Source organism: Rhodopseudomonas pentothenatexigens, from assembly GCF_900218015.1.
In the GTDB taxonomy this organism is placed as follows: domain Bacteria; phylum Pseudomonadota; class Alphaproteobacteria; order Rhizobiales; family Xanthobacteraceae; genus Rhodopseudomonas; species Rhodopseudomonas pentothenatexigens.
In genome coordinates this window covers 78,291-95,325 of the sequence record NZ_UFQQ01000006.1, presented here as the reverse complement: position 1 = coordinate 95,325, position 17,035 = coordinate 78,291, and the positions used below count along the sequence as shown (strand labels likewise).

The 17,035-nt window shown below is 67.0% G+C and carries 14 protein-coding genes; 3 read left to right on the top strand and 11 right to left on the bottom strand.

Going from position 1 to position 17,035, the window contains the following annotated elements; genetic code table 11:
* Positions 1-4 precede the first annotated feature (4 nt).
* The 4 genes from DWA33_RS06860 to DWA33_RS06845 all read right to left on the bottom strand — a co-directional run bounded on the left by DWA33_RS06860 (position 5) and on the right by DWA33_RS06845 (position 3,937).
* Positions 5-2,230: a TonB-dependent receptor family protein gene (locus DWA33_RS06860; protein WP_114357355.1), complete on the bottom strand. Its 2,226-nt coding sequence runs from the start codon at positions 2,228-2,230 to the stop codon at positions 5-7.
* Positions 2,231-2,288: 58 nt separating this feature from the next.
* A complete protein-coding gene (locus tag DWA33_RS06855) occupies positions 2,289-2,633 on the bottom strand; it encodes a DUF2946 family protein (RefSeq protein ID WP_244601211.1) in 345 nt (114 codons plus the stop codon).
* Positions 2,634-2,750: 117 nt separating this feature from the next.
* Complete coding sequence (locus DWA33_RS06850; RefSeq protein ID WP_114357353.1) at positions 2,751-3,389, bottom strand: NrsF family protein; 639 nt, start codon at positions 3,387-3,389, stop codon at positions 2,751-2,753.
* Between the two features lie 2 nt (positions 3,390-3,391).
* Entirely contained in the window at positions 3,392-3,937 is a 546-nt protein-coding gene (locus DWA33_RS06845; protein WP_167443139.1) for a sigma-70 family RNA polymerase sigma factor, read from the bottom strand.
* Between the two features lie 254 nt (positions 3,938-4,191).
* Between DWA33_RS06845 and DWA33_RS06840 the strand changes: the two genes are divergently transcribed.
* The 3 genes from DWA33_RS06840 to DWA33_RS06830 all read left to right on the top strand — a co-directional run bounded on the left by DWA33_RS06840 (position 4,192) and on the right by DWA33_RS06830 (position 7,361).
* Complete coding sequence (locus DWA33_RS06840; RefSeq protein WP_114357351.1) at positions 4,192-4,881, top strand: hypothetical protein; 690 nt, start codon at positions 4,192-4,194, stop codon at positions 4,879-4,881.
* 85 nt (positions 4,882-4,966) lie between these two features.
* Positions 4,967-5,746 carry an enoyl-CoA hydratase gene (locus DWA33_RS06835; protein WP_114357350.1) on the top strand — a complete coding sequence of 260 codons (780 nt, stop codon included), beginning with the start codon at positions 4,967-4,969 and terminating at the stop codon, positions 5,744-5,746.
* A 196-nt stretch (positions 5,747-5,942) separates the two neighbouring features.
* Positions 5,943-7,361 carry a TolC family outer membrane protein gene (locus DWA33_RS06830; protein ID WP_114357349.1) on the top strand — a complete coding sequence of 473 codons (1,419 nt, stop codon included), beginning with the start codon at positions 5,943-5,945 and terminating at the stop codon, positions 7,359-7,361.
* A gap of 34 nt (positions 7,362-7,395) precedes the next feature.
* Here DWA33_RS06830 and DWA33_RS06825 read toward each other — a convergent pair whose 3' ends face one another.
* The 7 genes from DWA33_RS06825 to DWA33_RS06795 all read right to left on the bottom strand — a co-directional run bounded on the left by DWA33_RS06825 (position 7,396) and on the right by DWA33_RS06795 (position 16,971).
* Positions 7,396-8,295 (bottom strand): siderophore-interacting protein, encoded by a 900-nt coding sequence (locus tag DWA33_RS06825; RefSeq protein WP_114357487.1) that lies wholly within the window; start codon positions 8,293-8,295, stop codon positions 7,396-7,398.
* Between the two features lie 2 nt (positions 8,296-8,297).
* Positions 8,298-9,125, bottom strand: a complete 828-nt coding sequence (locus DWA33_RS06820; RefSeq protein ID WP_114357348.1) for an ABC transporter ATP-binding protein — start codon at positions 9,123-9,125, stop codon at positions 8,298-8,300.
* Positions 9,122-10,180: a FecCD family ABC transporter permease gene (locus tag DWA33_RS06815; protein WP_114357347.1), complete on the bottom strand. Its 1,059-nt coding sequence runs from the start codon at positions 10,178-10,180 to the stop codon at positions 9,122-9,124. The genes DWA33_RS06820 and DWA33_RS06815 overlap by 4 nt, the downstream gene beginning before the upstream one ends.
* Positions 10,177-11,343: an ABC transporter substrate-binding protein gene (locus DWA33_RS06810; RefSeq protein ID WP_114357346.1), complete on the bottom strand. Its 1,167-nt coding sequence runs from the start codon at positions 11,341-11,343 to the stop codon at positions 10,177-10,179. The genes DWA33_RS06815 and DWA33_RS06810 overlap by 4 nt, the downstream gene beginning before the upstream one ends.
* 29 nt (positions 11,344-11,372) lie before the next feature.
* Entirely contained in the window at positions 11,373-12,302 is a 930-nt protein-coding gene (locus tag DWA33_RS06805; protein ID WP_167443138.1) for an alpha/beta hydrolase, read from the bottom strand.
* A 24-nt stretch (positions 12,303-12,326) separates the two neighbouring features.
* Positions 12,327-14,708 carry a TonB-dependent siderophore receptor gene (locus DWA33_RS06800; RefSeq protein ID WP_114357344.1) on the bottom strand — a complete coding sequence of 794 codons (2,382 nt, stop codon included), beginning with the start codon at positions 14,706-14,708 and terminating at the stop codon, positions 12,327-12,329.
* 190 nt (positions 14,709-14,898) lie between these two features.
* Positions 14,899-16,971, bottom strand: coding sequence for a TonB-dependent receptor (locus tag DWA33_RS06795; protein ID WP_430707863.1), 2,073 nt, complete (start codon positions 16,969-16,971; stop codon positions 14,899-14,901).
* Positions 16,972-17,035 lie beyond the last annotated feature (64 nt).

Below are 17,035 nucleotides of genomic sequence, written 5' to 3'. Positions count from 1 at the left end.
TCCCTCACCACCGCGCCTTGAAGCCGGCATAGACCGCGCGGCCGGTGCCGGGTTCGAACAGCGGCGAGTTGGCATTCGCCTTGTCGATGATGCTGGCGGAAGCGACGTAGGTCTTGTCGAGCAGGTTGCGGCCTTCGATGTAGATCGAGTACGGGCCACCATTGTCGATCCCGGCCTTGAGGCCGAGCAGCGCGTAGGGCTCGGTCTGCAGCGTGTTGGCGCTGTCGACGTAGTAGGCCTGCGGCACCCATTCGACGTTCGGGCCCATATAGAAGCCGTTCGGGTTCTTGTAGAGCAGCTCGGCGCGCAGATAGTGCCGCGGCGCGCCGGGCAGCAGGTTGTTGCCGAACCTGGCGTCGCCGTCGAACCGGAAGTCGTTCAGCGTGTAGGCCATGTTCAGCCACAGCCGGTCCGGCGCGCCGGCGCGCTCGAACAGGTGCTTGAACAGCGTCACGCCGAGGCCGGCTTCGACGCCCTGATGCATGGTGCGGTCGGCATTGGTGACGTTGCAGTTGCCGAACGCGCTGTACAGGCACAGCAGCTCGTCCTTGATCTCAGCCCGGTACAGGCTGAGATCCCAGGTCAGGTCGGGCCGCCTTCCGCGGGTGCCGATCTCGTAGGTCGTGGCGCGTTGCGGCCGGATACTCGTGAACGGGATGAACGGAATCCCCGGTCCCGACGCGCTTTCGCCGAAGCTCGGCACCTCGGCGCTGCGCGAGATATTGGCGAACGCCTGCCAGTTCGGATCGATCTGCCACAGCAGCCCGCCCTTCGGGCTCCACAGATTGAACGTGGTCGAGCCGGACTGATCGCCGTCCGACAGGAAGCGATCGCGGCGATCGCGGGTGGCGTGCAGGAATTGGGTGCCGGCGACCAGCGCGACGTTGGGCATGAAATAGAACGAGTCTTCGATGAAGACGCTGGTGTTGGTCGACTTGTCGAGAGACGACGACGCCAGCGCGCCCTTCTGCCCGGCGATATTGACGTATTGCTTGTTGTCGAGCCGGCCGTTCAGGAGATTGACACCGGCGACCAGTCGATTGCGATAACCGCCGACGTTGCGGTCGTCGGTGACCTTGGCGAAGCCGCCGTAATCCTGGTAGCGATAGTCCAGCCACTGGAAGATCGGATGCATCAGGTGGCGGTCGACGCCGAAGGCCCCGAAGTCGACCACCGTATTGTCGAGCCGGATCGTGGTCTTGTTGGCGAGCCGCACGGTGTCGATGTTGCGCTGCTGATCGAGCGCGACGTTGTTGGTTGCGGCGGTCTGCGGCGCATTCAGAGCGACGTCCTTGGTGACGGTGCCGGGAATCCGCTGCCGAACGTGATTGGCGTTGAGATAGAACCGGGTCTCGATGTCCGGCGTGATCTGGTAGCCGATATTGGCGCTGAGCCGGTGGGCCTCACCGTCGCTGTGATTGCGGAAGCCTTCGGCGGCCTGGGTCGATGCGGTGACATAGCCGTCCCACGCGCCGTTGACGCCGCCGGCATTGGCCTGCAGCCGGCGATAGCCGAACGCGCCGGCATCGACGCTGACGCCGTTGGGGAACGGATCGCGTCCCGTCTTGGTGACGAAATTGATCGCGCCGCCGAGCGAGTTGGCGCCGAACTGCAGCGCATTGGCCCCCTTGTACACCGCGACGTAGTTGTAGGCGGTCGGATCGATCTCCTGGAAGTCGCCGTAGCCGTCTGCGGTGTTGATCGGAATGCCGTCCATGTAGAGCTGCACGCCGCGCAGGTGGAAATTGCGCGACAGGCCGGAACCGCGGATCGACAGCCGGGTGTCGTCGCCCCATTTCGGCTGCGCGAACACGCCGGGCACGTAGTCGAGAATGTCCTTGATGGTGTTGGACACGGTCGAGTTGCGATAGGCGTTGGCCGGCACCAGCGCGACGCCGCCCGGCGTCTGCTCGATGTCGCGTAGCGCCTGCTGCACGGTGAGCACGGTCAGCGCCGGCCCGCGTGCGACCTCGCTTGCAACCGGCGCAGCCGACGGCTGCGGAGTCGGGGCGGCACTACGCACCGCGCGGGTGGATCGCGACGCTGCGCGCGGCTTCGGACGCGCGGGCGCGGGCCGGGCGGCCTGGTCCGGCGCCTGCACCGTGACCGGCGGCAGAGTGCTGTCGGAACGGCTTTGCGCCGCGGCGGGCAAGACGACGAGGCAGGTGGAGACGAGCGCGGTGGCGTGCGCGAGCACACGGCTGCGCGACCGCAGAAATGCGGATGACATGATGGAACTCCGGCAACTGAGCGGACGATGAGGTGGAGCGCGCAAACGCGCGCGATCGTCAGGTCAGGACCGGCGGGCCGCGCGGCTGGTGAGCGAAAGACGGCCGCAGCGCGACGAACGGCGCCGCGCGCGGGACTTCGTAGCGGATGCTGAAGGCAATCCGGATCGCCAGCGCCGGAGACAGCGGCGGCGGCGTGGCGCTGACGTGCTGGCCGAGGCACAGCGGGCAGCGGATCGGAACGGCTTTGGCCGGCTGGCCGCTGTCGCCCGCGGCGCCATCATCCGCGGCAGCAAGACAGAATTCGTGGCCGGTGATGAGTTGGACCGGCGACTGGCCGGCGAGCAGCGCGCTGGCGAGCACCACGTTGAGCACGAGCGCGTAGGCGGCGATCCAAGCCGCCACCAATGCCCTCGCCCGCCGTCGTGAAAACCTGCCCATCCTGCGCCCCTTGGTGTTTTGCTACCACAGGGGCGAAGCGAGTCAAATTCATTCGCAGATCGGTAACATCCCGGAGGTGTCTCAGTAGCGCAGCACCCGAGCGCCCAACAGAGCTCCGAGCGCGGCGACGATCGCGGTCGCCAGCGTGTACCAGGTGGCGACGAACAGTGGTGAGTCGTCGACGCAATGTGCTGCGTAGAGCGTGCCGGCGAGCCCAGCCGCCAGCATCCCGGCAAGCGCCCCGGCGAACGCCGGACGCGCCGGCGCGCCACGGCGCAGCCCGAACAGCGCAGCCGCCAGGATCGGCAGCGACAACGCCGGAATCGAGCCGAGACACAGCAGCGAGTTGTGACCGAGCAGCCGCGTCATTGCCGAAGTGCGATGCGGCAGCATCGCCTCGGCGCCGATCGCGAGGCCGAGGATCGCCAGAGGCGCCAGCAGCAACAGGCGCCAGCCTTTCGCCGTCGCCTCAGGCCGCGACAGATGCAGCGCAACGACGATCGCCGACAGCGACAGCGCCAGCGTCACCACGAACTTCAGGTCGAAGAACGGATTGCGCATCGCCTCGGAAAGATCGGAGCGCAGGCCGAGTGTCGTCAGCAGCAAGGCCGCCGATACCGGCAGCGCCACCAGCAGCGCGGCAGCCAGCACCTGCCCGACCGGGCGGTCGCGGCTGGCGCCATCGGCGGCAAGCGCTTCAATCAGGCGGTGGGTCTCCATCGTCACTCCGTCCTCAGTTTTGCGGCGAGGGCCGACAGCCCGCGATGCAGCGCGACCCGCACCGCGCCTTCGCTCATCGACAGCTTCGCCGCGGTGTCCTTGATCGAGGCGCTGTCGACCGCGATCGACTGCAGCACCTCGCGCTGGCGCGGCGGCAATCCGTCGAGATGCCGTGTCACTTCGTTCGCCGGCAGCGTCTCCGGTGCCGGCTCGCTGGGCAGCGTCTCGGCGAAGTCGTCGATGTCGACGAACACCCGGCGACCGCGGCGGCGCAACGCGTCGATCAGCTTGTTGCGCGCGATCGCGAATAGCCACGGCGCGAACGGCGCGCCGGAATCCCAGGTGTGCCGCTTCAGATGCACGGCGAGCAGAATGTCCTGCACGATGTCCTCGGCCTGATCCACCGGCTGTCCGGCGCGGGCGAGCCCACGCCGTGCGCCTGCGCGCAGCACCGGCGTGACGCTTTCGAGCAGACGCCGATACGCGATGCTGTCACCGGCATTGGCTGACCGCATCAGGTCGGTCCATTCGTCGTCACGTCCGCGCACACACGCTCCCGACAAGCAATTCGGTCCAGATCTGCGACCGTTACGCGCCGGGCCGCCGATCACGGCGTCGTGATCAGGACCGCAGCGAGGCCGAGCTGTCGGAACTCCCATAGCACTGTTCGGCCGCCCCCAACCACCTCGCGACTTTTGCCAAGATGTTGCCGCGGATCAGCGACGATTTCTCACGGTTTGGCCGCGCTGACGCCACCACGCCGCGGTCTCTGGTCGCAGGGCTGGCAATTGGGGAGATTGTCATGGACATCAAAGCCAGCGGGCGCGCGGCTCTGATCATTGCGGCAGGTCTGTCGGTGGGCCTGTGGTGCATCGTACCGGCGACACCGAGCCTGGCAGCGCCGCAGGCGGCCGCCAGCGACAGCGCGGCCAAAGCCAAACCGGCGGCCAAGAAGAAGATCGTCAAACACCGCACCCAGCATAGCAAGAAGAAGCAGGCTGCGACCAAACCGGTGGTGAAGTCGCCGGTCGAGGAAAGCAGCGCCCGCAGCGCTCAGACCGAGCCGAAGCCGCTCGCCGACGCCAGCGGCGTGCTGCCGGCTTCGATCGCCAACGCCAATGCCGAAGCCTCCCCGGCCGAAGCCGCGAAGGCTCAACCTGCGGCGCCCACCCCGTCCGCTCAGTCAGCCGAAGCGCCGGCGGCTCCAGCCGCCACATCCGGCGAGCCCGCCGTGATCGCGGCCGACGAGGTCAACGACATCGACCGGGCCGCCAGCGACGCCGCGCAACAGCAGGCCCAGGTTCAGCAACAGCAACCCGCGCCCAACGACACCGCGACTGTCGCGCAGTCGCAGTCGCAGTCCGATCCGAAGGTCGAAGCCAGGAGCCAGGATGACGACGCGTGGGACAAGGCGTCGCTGATCGGCAAGATCTTCATCGCCGCCGGCGGCCTTCTCACCCTCGCCTCCGCGGCGCGGATGTTCATGGCCTGACGACGCGCGTGCACCCCTTGAAGCCGTTGGCGGCAGCGGGCAGATTGCCCGCGGCCGCGGTCGGCCGTCCGGGGATCAACGCATCATGAGCACTTTCGAATTCATCATCGTCGAGCGTCAGAACGCCGTCGGCATCATCAAGCTCAACCGCCCGAAGATGCTGAACGCGCTGTCGTTCGGCGTGTTTCGCGAGATCGGCGCGGCGGTCGACGACCTCGAAGCCGACGAGGCGATCGGATGCATCCTGATCACCGGCAGCGACAAGGCGTTCGCCGCCGGCGCCGACATCAAGGAAATGCAGCCGAAGGGCTTCATCGACATGTTCAACGAGGATTTCACCTCGATCGGCGGCGACCGTGTAGCGCGCTGCCGCAAGCCGACCGTCGCGGCGGTCGCCGGCTACGCGCTCGGTGGCGGCTGCGAATTGGCGATGATGTGCGACATCATCATCGCGGCCGACACCGCGAAGTTCGGCCAGCCTGAAATCACGCTCGGGACCATTCCAGGTATCGGCGGTACCCAGCGCCTGACCCGTGCGATCGGCAAATACAAGGCGATGGATCTGTGCCTCACCGGGCGGATGATGGATGCGCAGGAAGCCGAGCGCTCCGGGCTCGTCAGCCGGATCGTGCCCGCCGACAGGCTGATGGAAGAAGCGCTCGCCGCGGCGGAGAAGATCGCGTCGATGTCGCAGCCTGCGGCCGCGATGGCGAAGAGCGCGGTCAACCGTGCGCTGGAAACCACACTGGCCGAAGGCATGTCGGTCGAGCGTGACCTGTTCCGTTCGACTTTCGCGCTGGAAGATCGCGCCGAGGGCATGGCGGCGTTCATCGAAAAGCGCAAGCCGAACAACAAGAACCGCTGACAGCACGCTGACGGTTGACGCCCCACGCGATTCAAAGGCGCGTGAGACTGCGCGCCCGATCGTCGCAGCGTTGCTGCATCACAACACTGCAGCCACAAGCGCCACCACCGGCCCGGGCGGATTTGCCTCGCGCTGCAGTGCGTTCTACAAACGCGCTGGCATCGCGGGGCGGATGTCCAGGAGGGCGCGGGACCGGATGGTTTGGTGGACGACATTGATTGGTAGTGTGGATCGTGCCCGTCGCACGACGCTGACCTTCGGGTTCGCGACGGCGATCGGCATTGCCACGGTCGGGCCGGCCCCGGCCGAGGGTCTGACCGACGCACTGGTCAAAGCCTATCAGTCCAATCCGCAGCTCACTGCCGAGCGCGCACGTCAGCGCGCCACCGATGAGAACGTGCCGCAGGCGCTCGCCGGTTATCGGCCGCAGCTCGTCGCCTCTCTCGGCGTCGGATTGCAGCAGGTCCGCAATCTGCTTCCTGGTAATACGTTTCAGAGCGACACACTGAAGCCTTGGACGATCGGCGTCACGGTGACGCAGACGCTGTTCAATGGTTTTCGCACCGCCAACAGCGTGCGCGTCGCCGAACTGCAGGTGAAGTCCGGCCGCGAGGCGCTGCGCAATGTCGGCCAGGGCGTGCTGCTCGACGCGGTGACGGCCTATACCAACGTGCTCGCCAATCAGGCGCTGGTCGCGGCCCAGAAGGCCAACGTCGACTTCCTGACCCAGACCCTCGACATCACCAAGAAGCGGCTCGACGCCGGCGACGTCACGCCGACCGATACCGCTCAGGCCGAGGCGCGGCTCAGCCGCGGCCGCGCCGACCTCAACGCCGCCGAGGTCAATCTCGCCATCAGTCAGGCCACCTACGCCGAAGTCGTCGGCAATCCGCCGGGCAAGCTCAGCGCCGCTGCACCGATCGATCGGCTGTTGCCGAGGAGCCGCGAGGACGCGATCGGCATAGCGATGAAGGGCAACCCGGCGGTACTGGCTGCGAGCTACGACGTCGATGTCGCCACGACCACGATCAGGGTCGCTGAAGGTGCGTTGCTGCCGAGCGTCACACTGCAGGGTAGCGCCAGCCGCAGCCGTCAGGCGGATTCGACGCTCGGCACGCTCGGGACCGATCAGGCGTCGTTGATCGGCCAGATCAACGCGCCGATCTATGACGGCGGCACCGCCGCGGCGCAGACCCGGCAGTCGAAGGAACTCGCCGCCCAGAGCCGCTCGGTGCTCGACCAGATCCGTAATCAGTCGCGCACCGCGGCGATCGGCGCCTGGGTGTCGAACGAAGGCGCCAAGATCGCGGTCAGTGCAGCGGAGTCCGAGGTCCGCGCCGCCGAGATCGCGCTGCAGGGCGTCGGCCGCGAAGCCCAGGGCGGCCAGCGCACCACCGTCGACGTGCTCAACTCGCAGCAGGACCTGATCCAGGCGCGCGCTCGGCTGATCGGCGCGCAACGCGACCGCGTCGTCGCCTCCTACACCCTGCTCAGCGCGATCGGCCGGCTCGACGTGCAGACGCTCGGCCTGAACACCCCGGACTATCTGCCGGAAGTGCACTACCACCAGGTGCGCGACGCCTGGCATGGGCTGCGCACCCCGTCCGGGCAGTGAGCCGGATCAGTTCGCGCGGCTGACGCTCGCCGGCTCAGTGGTGATGATGCTCGCCGTCGTGATGATGGTGGTCGTGGCCGCCATGATGCTCATCCAGCATCGCGAAGTACTCGTCGTCGCGATCGTTGCGGAACGCGTCGGCGTAGGCCGGCTCGGTCATGCCGCGCCGCCAGTAGCCGATTGCCAGCACCTGACGCGGGCCGAACCCGCGCTGTTTGCGCGCATGGGCGCGTAGCCGGCGGACGGTGGCGGATTCGCAGCCGATCCAGACGAAGCCGTCGTCCGGCGACGGCCATTCCATGCCGAGCACAGCGTCCTGAATCAGTGTCGAATCGCCCGGATCGACACCGTTGCGGTGCAGCCAGGTCAGTTCGATGTCGGCGCGGCAGTCGATGGCCTGCTCGTCGGCCGGGCCCGGCACTTCGATGAAGGCGCGGCCGCGTGCGGTCGGCGGCAGGCTCTCCATGATCCGGGCGATCGCCGGCAGTGCGGTATGATCGCCGGCGAGCAGATACCATTTGGCCGGTGCCACGGTGAGCCCTGCGGGCAGCCCGACGCCGAGCAGATCGCCGGGCTTGGCGTTCGCCGCCCAGCGCGAAGCGACGCCGTGCTCGTGCATCACGAAATCGACGTCGATCTCCCGCGCCACCGGATCGTAGCGGCGCAGGCTGTAGGTACGTAGCGCCGGGCATTTGTCCGGCGCCGGCCAGATCGGCCGGCCGCCCTCGCCGGCCATCGGCCATTCCGGTTCGGTGACGCCGGGCGGCGGCACCAGCAGCTTGATGTTCGGTCCGTCGCCGTAATTGTCGAGTTCGTCGCCGCTGAGCGTGATCCGGCGCATGTTCGGAGTCAGCAGCCGATTGCGCACGACGTGCAGCACACGGACGTCACGGAAGCGCTTCGGCGCCATCTTCGGTTCGACCACAAGCGTCATGATCACACACTCCTGTTGCGCAGCCCGGCGGCATCGCGATGCGACGGCGATACGCCTTCGATGATGATATGAGGACGGCCCTGCTCGCCCGGCTCGATCCGCGCCACCACGCCGTAGACCTCCGCTATCGTCGCCGCGGTCAGCGCCTCGGCCGGCGTTCCCGCCGCCGCGCAGCCGCCATGATCGAACACCACGACGTAGTCGGCCCAGCGCGCCGCCAGATTGAGATCGTGCAGCACGACGATCACCAGATGGCCTTCTCCGGCGAGCCGGCGCAGCGTGTCCATCACCACGATCTGGTGGTGCAGATCGAGCGCGCTGGTCGGCTCGTCGAGCAGCAGCAGTTTCGGATCGCGGACCAGCGCCTGAGCCAGGCTCACCAACTGACGCTGGCCGCCGGAGAGCTGATCGAGCGACTCCAGCCCGAGGTCGGAAATGCCGAGACGATCCAGCGCCACGGCGGCCCGATGCGCGGCGGAGCCGCCCGGCAGATGCGGCTCCGCCGTCGCCGAGGCGCGCAGCGCCACGATCACCGACTCGATCACCGTCAACGCCACGCCTTGCGGCAGCGTTTGCGGCGTGAACGCCATCACCTTGGCGCGATCACGCGCCGACAGCGCCGACAATTCGTGATCGCCCAGCGTGATCGTTCCGGTCGACGGCAGCAGGCCGGCGAGCGCCATCAGCAGCGTGGATTTGCCGGCGGCGTTCGGACCGACGAAGGCGATCAGCTTGCCGGTCGGCAGCGGCGGCAACGTCAGGTCGCGGATCACCGGGCGGCGCGGATAGCCGGTGGATAGTCCCTTGATCAGCAGGTCGGTCCCGGTCATTCGCGCCCCCGCCGGATCAGGATCAGCGCCAGGAAGAACGGGACGCCGATCAGCGAGGTGACGAGACCGATCGGCAGCACAATGCCGGGAATGATCAGCTTGCTGGCACAGGACGCCAGCGACAGCACCAGCGCGCCGGCGCAGGCGCTGGCCGGAAGAAAGAAGCGATGATCCTCGCCGACCAGCAGCCGGGCGATATGCGGCCCGACCAGGCCGATGAACGCGATGGTGCCGACGAACGCGACGGCGGCGCCGGTCAGGATCGAGATGCGCAGCAGCGCGAACAGTTTCAGCCGCCGGACGTTGACGCCGAAGCTGGAGGCGCGATCCTGCCCCAGCCGCAGCGCGGTGAGCTGCCACGACGACGCCATCGCCAGCGGGAACGTCAGCAGCACCACGACGCCGAGCGCCGCGACGCTCTGCATGTTGGCGCGTGTGACGCTCCCCATCGTCCAGAACACCAGTTGCTGCAGCGCCTGTTCGGTGGCGATGAACTGCATGATCGCGACCAGCGCGTTGAAGGTGAAGAACAGCGCGATGCCGAACAGCACCTGGGTCTGGCCATCGGTGCCGCGCAGCCGGCCGAGCACCTGGATCAGCAGCGCCGACCCGAACGCGAACACGAACGCGTTGGTCGAGATGATGCCGATCCGCGGCACGCCGGGAATGCCGATGCCGAGCACGATCGCGAGCGCGGCGCCGAAGGTCGCGGCCGACGACATGCCGAGCGTGAACGGGCTCGCCAGCGGATTGGCCAGCACGGTCTGCAGCTCGGCGCCGGCCACCGCCAGCGCCGCGCCGACCAGCGCGGCCATCAGCGCCTGCGGCAGACGAATCTCCCAGACGATCACGGCCGAGGATCGGCCGAGGCTCGACGGATCGAACAGACCGCGCAGCAGCTCCGCCGTCGTCAGCGACGACGGGCCGGTGCCGAAATCGAGTTGCAGCGCGATGATCGCGGCGATCCCCAGCAGTACCACGACGGCGGCGCGGCGGCGCGTGCGCCGCAGATGCCCGGCGACGATCGCTTGCGCCGGTGCGGTGAGATCGCTCATCGGCCGCGCTCCGCCGGTTTCGGGTCGAGGCTGATCCAGAACGTGCCGACCAGCGGCACCGGCAGGAAGCGGCTGTTGAGCTCGCGCAGGCTTTCGTCCGGGTCGACGTCCTTGAACAGATCGGGGTGGAACCACTTGGCCATCACCTCGACCGCCAGAAAGTTGAACGGCACGTTGTTGAACAGATGCCAGATGCCGTGCACGCGGCCGGTCCGCACCGCGCGCAGCCCGTCGAGGCCCGGCTTGCTCACCACCTTGGCGAGGTCTTCGCGCGAGGTGGCAGGGTCGACGCCAGGGCCCAGCACCAGCCCGCCGAGCGCCTGCAGATGCAGCCCGCCGGTACCGACATAGACGTCGGGATCGCGCGCCATGACGTATTCGAGGCTGAGCTGACCGCGCGCCATCGTCTCGTCGAGACTGGGCCGGCCAGCCGGCTGCTTCAGCACGTCGACCGCGATGTTGTGGCCGCCGGCGATGTCGATGAACGCGCCGATCGTGACCCGGCCCGGCGAATTGCAGCACTCCATGTGCCCCGCATGCGCGTGCATCAGCACGTTCGGCGGCGCCGGCTTGGCCGCCGCCAACCGCGTGGTGATGCGGTCCATGTGCGACTGATAGAACGCGATGAACTGTTCGGCGCGCGCCTCCTCGCCGAGCAGCCGGCCGAGGATGCGCATGCTCGGCACGGTGTTGGTCAGCGGGTCCTCGACGAAGTCGATGAACACCACGGGAATGCCGGCGGCCTCCAGCTTGTGGACGACGTCGTCCGAGCGCCGCGACGGACCGTAGCCGCCGCTCAGGATCGCCACGTCCGGCGCTGCGGCCAGCGCCTGCTCGACCGAAAACGTGTCGGGACTGCCGCGGCTGATGAACGGCACACGATCGAGCAGTGGAAATTTCGCGCGGTACAGATCGTACAGCCGCTCGTCCTGCCGCCGCATGTCGGCCGACCACGCCACCAGCAGCGACGCCGGATGCGGATGCAGCAGCGCCAGCGCCACGAGCTGCCGGCCTTCGCCGAGCAGGATGCGCTTGACCGGCGCCTCCAGCGTCACGTCGCGCCCGGCGATGTCGTGCACGGTGATCGTCGCGGCCGCAACCGGCGCTGCGGCCGCGACGAACAGCCAGGCGATCAGCGCGCCGATCAACGAGCTTGGTTTCATGGTGTCTTCCCTCGTTGTGCGGCCGCGCGTCACGGCCGCCGTGCCAGCGCGAAGCCGACCGCGCGGCTCAGCGCGGCGGGAACCACCGAGCCGTGGTCCTCGCCGGCGAACATCGCAAAGCAAACTTCGGGCCCCCGCCCCGGCAGCGCGGCCAGCCAATCGGATAGTTCACGCGCGTTGTCGACCATCCGGTTGCGCCGCTTCCACGCCGCGCGCGTCGCCGACTCCGCAGCACTCGCTTCGGCCACCGTCAGCCGCTGCTCGAGCTCGCCGATCGTGACCAGCACCTTGGCATCGACGCCGGTGGTCCGGACCCGCTCCGCGAATGCTGCGGCGTAGTCGTCGGCGACGTAGCGATGCCACCAGATCGACGGGCTGGCGGCGATGATGTGGCTGAACGCATCGGGGCGGGTGAACAGGGCGTGCAGCGCGAACAGTCCGCCGAACGAATGGCCGAACAGCGCCTGGCGCTGCGGGTCGACCGCAAATTTCCCCGCGACCAGCGGCCGCACGACATCGAGCAGGAAGCCGAGAAACGCGTCGGCGTTGCCGACTTTGCCCCAGCGCGATCCGTCCGGCCGCAGCGGCAGCTCGGTCGCGGTCACCGGCGGCGTATAGTCGGCCGCGCGCCGTTCGAGATCGAACGGCTGATCACCGGGATAGCCGATCGCGACGACGACCGCCGGAACGGTCCCGGTCGACTCCGGTTTGCGCGAGCGCATCGCCACGATCTCGGCGGCGGTGCCGAACACCGCATTGCCGTCGAGCAGATACAGCACGGGATAGGCGGCAGCATCGGCAGGCGGCCCGACCGGCGCAGCGATCATCAGATCATAAGGCTGTCCCTGGGCGGAGACGACCCGGATCCGCTCGCTGCCCGGCACGGCATAGGCCGGTCCGATCGGAGGGCGGTCGGAGCCCGTCAGCGCCTCCGCCACGGCTAGCACGCTCGATGTCATCCGGATCGCATTCATGCCGAGCTGTCACCACCGATAGCGCAGCGTCGCCAGCACCGTGCGGCGCAGGCCGTAGTAGCAGCCGGCATCGAAGCTGGTGCCGACGCCGCACGACGCGACATAGACCTTGTCGAACAGGTTGCTGGCGTTGATCGAGAACCGCGTCCCCTTCATCGACGGCGACAGATAGCCGAGATCGTAATGCAGCGCCGCGTCCGCCACGGTGAAGCTCGGAACCACCAGGGTGTTGGTCGAATTGCCGAAGCTCTCGCCGACATAGCGCACGCCGGCACCGAGGCTCAGCCCGCCGAGCACGCCCGATGACACGTGCTTGAGGTGATACATGCCCCACAGCGCCGCCATGTGCTCCGGCACCTGGACCGGTCGCTTGCCGAGCTCGGCGGCGGTGTTGGTCGCGGTGATCTTCATGTCCTGGTAGGTGTAGGAGCCGATCAAATCGAGTCCGAACGCGAGGCTGCCTTTCACCTCGACCTCGACGCCGCGGGTGCGCACCTCGCCGGTCTGCACGCTGCAGCGCGCGGTGGCGACGCCGCTGCAGCCGAGATGGGTCGGATTCGGATCCGGCGTCTGCACGTTCTGCTGGGTCAGTTCGTAACCGGCCACAGTCGCCAGCAACTGGCCCGGAAGTTCGTACTTCAGGCCGCCCTCGATCTGCTCGCCGGTGGTCGGCTTGAACGCAGTTTTGTCGTAGCTCAGCACCGTGCCGGTCACCGGCTCGAACGAAGTCGAATAGCTGACATACGGCGCAAAGCCGCTGTCGAAATGATACAGCGCACCGACCCGATAGGTCCAGGCGTCGTCGGACTGCGACGCCAGAGTGCGGGCATTGGTGGCCAGCGTGGTCTGCCGATAGTCGTAGCCGGCGCGATCGTGCCGTCCGCTCACCATCAGCACCAGCCGGTCGAACTTGATCTGGTCCTGCAGATACACGCCGAACTGGGTGTTGACCTGCGACGCGTCGGTCTGCAACGCCGGCGTTCCGATGACGGTGCCGTACACTGGATTGAGGAAGTCGATGGTCGGGACCGCCGTAGACGACCCGAGCAGCCGCGAGGCGTCGGCATATTGATAGTCGACACCGAACAGCACGGTGTGGCTGAAGGCACCGGTCAGGAACTTGGCTTCGGCCTGATTGTCGATCGCGAAGGTGTCGACCTGCTCGACCACCTTGGATTTCGATCGGGTCAAGGTGTGCAGGTTGGCGCCGAAACCGCTGACCGACACGCCCTGAAAGTCGGTGGCGAGGTTCATGTAGCGGACGTTCTGCCGGACGGCGAACGCATTGTTGAAGCGGTGTTCGAACTGATAGCCGACCGACGCTTGTTTGCGGCTGAACACTTCATAGGTCGGATCGCCAGCGTTGAAACTGGTCGGGATCTGGCCGAACGGGTTGGATTCGACCGTACCACGCTGCGGCAGGAACACGCTGTACCAGCTGTTCGGATCGTAGGTGTAGTTCGCCAGAACCATCAGCGAGGTGTTGAGGCTGGGCCGATAGGTCAGCGCCGGCGCGATCATGTAGCGCTGGTCCTTGGCGTCCTCGACCTGGGTGCCGGAGTCGCGCACCAGTCCGGTCATTCGGTACAGCCACTTGCCCTCGGCATCGGCCGGCCCGCCGAAATCGAACGCCGCCTGCTTGCGATCCCACGATCCGCCGCTGAGTTCGATCTCGCCGAACGCCTTTTCGGTCGGCTTCTTGCTGACGAGGTTGACCAGGCCACCGAGGCTCGACTGACCGTACAGGATCGACGCCGGCCCGCGCAGCACTTCGATCCGTTCGAGGCCGTAGGAGTCCACGGTCGGCACCGCGAACGAAATGCCTCGCTGCAGCTTCAGCCCGTCCTGGAAGCCGACAAAGTTCTGCAGCACGCCGTTATTATTGCCGAAGCCGCGGACCGGAACGATGTCGTAGCGGCTGGAGGGACGCAGATCGACGAAGGTGCCGGCGGTGTAGCGCAGCGCCTGCGATACGCTCTGCGCGCCCTGATCGCTGATCTGGTCGCGCGTCACCACCGACACCGACGCCGGCGTTTCGACCAGCGGCGAATCCGTCTTGGTGCCGGTGGCGCTGCGGCCGGCGACGTAGCCGGCGACCGGGCCGGTCGCGGTCTCCGCCGCGCTGGTGGCGGCCGCCGCGGTCGGCGGCGCGGCCGTCGTGGTGCGACCGCGCTGAGGCCGGGCCGCGGCCCGATTGGCGTTGCGTGCGGGTTGCGGCCGGGCCGCCGGACGGGCGCGGCTCGGCGCATCGACAACCACCGCGGGCAGCGACGACCCCGACGCCGACGGCGCTGCCGTCTGAGCATGGCCGTCCGCCGGCATCGCCAACGTCACCGCCAATCCACCGACGGCCGCCAACCATCCCCGCGCCGCTACGCCCCGCTCCTGCATCACTCGATCCCCACTTGCTGATGAAGCTGATGAGCAGGATCAGTTACGGCAGGTGCTGCAGCGCAGCCATAGCCGGAGTTTTGCGCAGCGGCGATTCTTCTCTGCCAGAACGTGGAATCGTTCCAATCCGCACGGGGCGCGCGTGCGATCTGGTCGAGCCGCCGCATCGAAGCCCCGCCATCCGCCTCGCTCAGAAGCTTCCGCGCATACCGATGCCGAACATCCGCGGCTCGGTCATGCTCGCCTCGGTGCCGCCGATGCCGCGATTCTCCTGCATGTAGGTCGGAGCGCGCTCGTCGAAGACATTCTTCACGTAGCCGTAAATCTCCGCCATCTGGTGGAGCCTGTAGCTGACGCGAAGATCAGCCACGGTGTATGGATCGATTGCGTATTTCGCGGTGTTGGCGACGTCCGAATAGTATTTGTCGAGGTGACGGACCTGCCCCGAGACGTTGAGCTTGTCGGTCGCATCCCAGCTCGCGCCGAAACTCAGCATGTAGCCCGGCGATCTCGCGAACTCGTTGCCCTCGTAGCTGACGTTGCTCGAAATCTCGTCGATCCTGGTACGCAACACACCGGCACCCGCCCGCAGCGTCAGGCCGTCGATCATCCGATAGTCGACCGCAAATTCCAGGCCGTAAGCGTGCGCCTTCTCGGCATTGATGACGTAGGTCTGGGCAATGCCGGTCGAGATCACGACCGGGATGTTGTACTGGGCGTTCTTGAAATCCATGAAAAACAAATTGCCGTTCACCGTGAGCCTATCGTTCAGCAGATTCGCACGCGTGAACAGCTCGTAGTTCCAGAGCGATTCCTCCTTGAAGGTGGTCCATTGCCGGGAATTGAGATTGAGCGACACGCCGCCGGGATTGTAGCCGCGGCTGACGAGCGCCCCGACGCTCAGTTCGGGAGTGAGCGCATAGGCCACCGACAGCTTGGGCAGCAGCGCGGTGAACGTGTTGTCGTAGTCGATCCGCTGCGGCGCGTAGACGGACAGGCCTGCACGCTGGATATGATCGTGCTGGGAGCGCAGCCCTCCGGTCAACGTCCAGCGATCGGTGAGCCTATAGGTCAGTTCGCCGAACACGCCGAGATTGGTCTTGCGGTCGTCGAACGTCGAGATGCCGCTCAGATACAGAATCTCGTCGGCCTTGGTGTAGCCGTAGTAGACGCCGGCGAGCCCGCCGAGGACAGAATCCTGATCGCCGAACGTCATGCGGGTTTCGTTGGAGACGTTTTTGCGCTCGATATCGGCATTGCCGTTCGAGGCTACCGGCGCGACGCGATGGACCGACGAGCCGGTGTACTGTACCTGATTGAACAGCTTGAACCCGTTGTAGAAATCGTGCTTCAGATCGAAGATGCCGGTGTCGTTGACCTGGTTCCAGGTCGGCATCGTCGTGGTGACGTGCTGCAGCTTCTCGTAGGGCGCCGACGCCGCCTCCTGGCCGGGACGATTGCTGGAATTATGCGCGTAGGTCAGCTTCGCCTCTAGGCCGGGGATCGCCTGAGGCAGCCATAGCAACTTGAAACGCGCGTCGAGCGACCGGAAATCCTGGTCGGTCAATCCCCGCTGGAAGTTCGGGCTGACGTAGTCGATGAAAGTATCGCGGCCCGAATAGTCGATCGCGAGCCGCGCCGCCAATTCGTCTTTGATCAGAGGACCGGACACCGCCACCGAAGTGCGCCGCGTGTTGTAGCTGCCGATCTCGGCCTGATAGGCGCCCTCCGGCTTGAAGGTCGGATCCTTGGTGTTGACGATGATCGCGCCGGCAATGGCGTTCGCCCCCTGCGAAGTGGTTTGCGGCCCGCGGAACACTTCGATGTTCTTCACGTCCCAGGCGGAGGTGGCGCCGAAATAGTACTCGCTGTAGCTGAGATAGTGCCCGTCGAGGTTGATCGTAGCGCGCGGCACGGTGCCGCCCCAGAACGAGTATTGACCGGTCAGCGGCCCTTGCGTGTCCTGCCCGCGGATCACCGGCGCGCTCACCGTGTCGGTATAGACCACGTTCGGGACGCCGTTGATCACTTCGGACACCGAGGCGTCGCCGGTCTTCTCGGTTTCGATTTGTTTCTGGGTGATCACCGAAACCGACGAGGCGGTGTTCTTCTGGTCCCGCTCGACCTTTTCGCCGGTGACGACGATCGCGTCGAGCGGGATTCCGCCGCCTGCGCCCGACGACGACGCAGCGGTCTGCCCGAATGCCGGCGCGGTGGCGATCGCGGACAAGATCGACAACGTGCCGATACTGCGCACGCCCAGCGTCGCCGCCAATTGGCCTGCCACCGATCGCGGATGCCGACTTGTCGCCGCTCGATTTCGCATC

Bases quoted from the DNA above. Each gene is read 5' to 3' on its own strand.
- DWA33_RS06800 (WP_114357344.1), bottom strand. From the start codon at position 14,708: ATGCAGGAGCGGGGCGTAGCGGCGCGGGGATGGTTGGCGGCCGTCGGT.
- DWA33_RS06820 (WP_114357348.1), bottom strand. From the start codon at position 9,125: ATGACCGGGACCGACCTGCTGATCAAGGGACTATCCACCGGCTATCCG.
- DWA33_RS06840 (WP_114357351.1), top strand. From the start codon at position 4,192: ATGGACATCAAAGCCAGCGGGCGCGCGGCTCTGATCATTGCGGCAGGT.
- DWA33_RS06810 (WP_114357346.1), bottom strand. From the start codon at position 11,343: ATGAAACCAAGCTCGTTGATCGGCGCGCTGATCGCCTGGCTGTTCGTC.
- DWA33_RS06815 (WP_114357347.1), bottom strand. From the start codon at position 10,180: ATGAGCGATCTCACCGCACCGGCGCAAGCGATCGTCGCCGGGCATCTG.
- DWA33_RS06805 (WP_167443138.1), bottom strand. From the start codon at position 12,302: ATGACATCGAGCGTGCTAGCCGTGGCGGAGGCGCTGACGGGCTCCGAC.
- DWA33_RS06835 (WP_114357350.1), top strand. From the start codon at position 4,967: ATGAGCACTTTCGAATTCATCATCGTCGAGCGTCAGAACGCCGTCGGC.
- DWA33_RS06850 (WP_114357353.1), bottom strand. From the start codon at position 3,389: ATGGAGACCCACCGCCTGATTGAAGCGCTTGCCGCCGATGGCGCCAGC.
- DWA33_RS06860 (WP_114357355.1), bottom strand. From the start codon at position 2,230: ATGTCATCCGCATTTCTGCGGTCGCGCAGCCGTGTGCTCGCGCACGCC.
- DWA33_RS06825 (WP_114357487.1), bottom strand. From the start codon at position 8,295: ATGACGCTTGTGGTCGAACCGAAGATGGCGCCGAAGCGCTTCCGTGAC.
- DWA33_RS06830 (WP_114357349.1), top strand. From the start codon at position 5,943: ATGGTTTGGTGGACGACATTGATTGGTAGTGTGGATCGTGCCCGTCGC.